The 2,500-nt window shown below is 56.4% G+C and carries 2 rRNA genes (1 of these 2 cut by a window edge); both read left to right on the top strand.

Annotation, left to right across the window (positions count from 1 at the left end):
- Positions 1-2,277, top strand: a 23S ribosomal RNA gene (locus IF64_RS0124790); it begins 827 nt to the left of the window's first position.
- A 99-nt stretch (positions 2,278-2,376) separates the two neighbouring features.
- Positions 2,377-2,493: ribosomal RNA gene (rrf, locus tag IF64_RS0124785) — 5S ribosomal RNA — on the top strand.
- The last annotated feature ends 7 nt before the right edge of the window (positions 2,494-2,500 follow it).

The raw sequence follows: 2,500 nt of genomic DNA, 5'->3' as shown, positions 1-2,500 counted from the left end.
AACCCACCAGGGTTGAAAACCTGGGGGATGAGTTGTGGGTAGGGGTGAAAGGCCAATCAAACTCCGTGATAGCTGGTTCTCCCCGAAATGCATTTAGGTGCAGCGTCGTATGTTTCACTGTGGGGGTAGAGCTACTGGGTGGCTGATGGGCCTGATCGGGTTACTGACGTCAACCAAACTCCGAATACCATGGTGTGAGAGTGCGGCAGTGAGACAGCGGGGGATAAGCTTCGTTGTCGAGAGGGAAACAGCCCAGAACTCCGGCTAAGGCCCCTAAGTGTGTGCTTAGTGGAAAAGGATGTGGAATTGCTGAGACAACCAGGAGGTTGGCTTAGAAGCAGCCATCCTTGAAAGAGTGCGTAATAGCTCACTGGTCAAGTGGTTCTGCGCCGATAATGTAGCGGGGCTGAAGTACACCGCCGAAGCCGAGTCACTGCAACAACTGCTAACGCGGGTTGTGGTGGGTAGGGGAGCGTCCTGGGCCCGGTGAAGCCGTGACGGAAGTTAACGGTGGAGGGTGTGGGAGTGAGAATGCAGGCATGAGTAGCGAATGTACAGTGAGAATCTGTACCGCCGGATGACCAAGGGTTCCTGGGCCAGGTTGTTCCGCCCAGGGTGAGTCGGGACCTAAGGCGAGGCCGTCAGGCGTAGTCGATGGATAACGGGTTGATATTCCCGTACCCGCGTGTGTGCGTCCATGGTGAGGCGTCGGATACTAACCACCCGAAGCCGCATGGTCTTCTTCGGAAGATGGTGTTGGTGGAGCGTGGGACCTGATGGCGTAGTAGTCAAGTGATGGGGTGACGCAGGAAGGTAGCTCCGCCAGTGAGTGGTAGTACTGGTGTAAGCGTGTGGCCCGCAGGGTAGGTAAATCCGTCCTGTATGAAGGGTGAGGCGTGATGCGTAGCCGTTGTGGTGAAGTAGAGTGATCCTATGCTGTCGAGAAAAGCCTCTAGCGAGTGCGCGCGTGGCCCGTACCCCAAACCGACACAGGTGGTCAGGTAGAGAATACTAAGGCGATCGGGTGAACTGTGGTTAAGGAACTCGGCAAATTGCCCCCGTAACTTCGGGAGAAGGGGGGCCAGGCCTGCTGAAACCCTGTGCGGGTTAGGTGGGTGTGGCCGCAGAGACCAGCGGAAAGCGACTGTTTACTAAAAACACAGGTCCATGCGAAGACGCAAGTCGAGGTATATGGACTGACGCCTGCCCGGTGCTGGAACGTTAAGAGGACCGGTTAACCATTTCGGTGGTGAAGCTGAGAATTTAAGCGCCAGTAAACGGCGGTGGTAACTATAACCATCCTAAGGTAGCGAAATTCCTTGTCGGGTAAGTTCCGACCTGCACGAATGGCGTAACGACTTTCCGGCTGTCTCAACCACAGGCCCGGCGAAATTGCACTACGAGTAAAGATGCTCGTTTCGCGCGGCAGGACGGAAAGACCCCGGGACCTTTACTATAGCTTGGTATTGGTTTTCGGTTCGGCTTGTGTAGGATAGGTGGGAGACTGTGAAGCGGCCACGCTAGTGGTGGTGGAGTCGTTGTTGAAATACCACTCTGGTCGTGCTGGGAATCTAACTTCGGACCATGATCTGGTTCAGGGACAGTGCCTGGTGGGTAGTTTAACTGGGGCGGTTGCCTCCTAAAGGGTAACGGAGGCGCCCAAAGGTTCCCTCAGCTTGGTTGGTAATCAGGTGTTGAGTGTAAGTGCACAAGGGAGCTTGACTGTGAGACTGACGGGTCGAGCAGGGACGAAAGTCGGGACTAGTGATCCGGCACCTCCTGGTGGAAGGGGTGTCGCTCAACGGATAAAAGGTACCCCGGGGATAACAGGCTGATCTTGCCCAAGAGTCCATATCGACGGCATGGTTTGGCACCTCGATGTCGGCTCGTCGCATCCTGGGGCTGGAGTTGGTCCCAAGGGTTGGGCTGTTCGCCCATTAAAGCGGCACGCGAGCTGGGTTTAGAACGTCGTGAGACAGTTCGGTCCCTATCCGCCGCGCGCGTAGGAGACTTGCGGAAGGCTGTCCCTAGTACGAGAGGACCGGGACGGACGAACCTCTGGTATGCCAGTTGTCCCGCCAGGGGCATGGCTGGTTGGCTACGTTCGGAAGGGATAACCGCTGAAGGCATCTAAGCGGGAAGCCTGTTCCTAGATGAGGTCTCCCACCCGTTGTGGGTTAAGGCCCCCAAGAGATGATTGGGTTGATAGGCCAGACATGGAAGCGCAGTAATGTGTGTTGGAGTGGACTGGTACTAATCGGCCGAGGACTTGCCTACAAAGATGCTACGCACCCACTCTACGATCCTGAAACACCACACCAACTCCCGCACGGGTTTGGTGGTGTGGGGAGCAACGGTTGTGTTGTTTCGTAGTGTTTCGGTGGTGATAGCGGTAGGGGTACGCCCGGTCCCATTCCGAACCCGGAAGCTAAGCCTGCCAGCGCCGATGGTACTGCACTCGTAGGGGTGTGGGAGAGTAGGACACCGCCGAACTTACTTA

It is taken from the genome of Prauserella rugosa (assembly GCF_000719975.1).
In the GTDB taxonomy this organism is placed as follows: Bacteria; Actinomycetota; Actinomycetes; order Mycobacteriales; family Pseudonocardiaceae; genus Prauserella; species Prauserella rugosa.
Note: the sequence above shows the minus strand (reverse complement) of the source record. Positions and strands in the feature narration are given on the sequence as shown.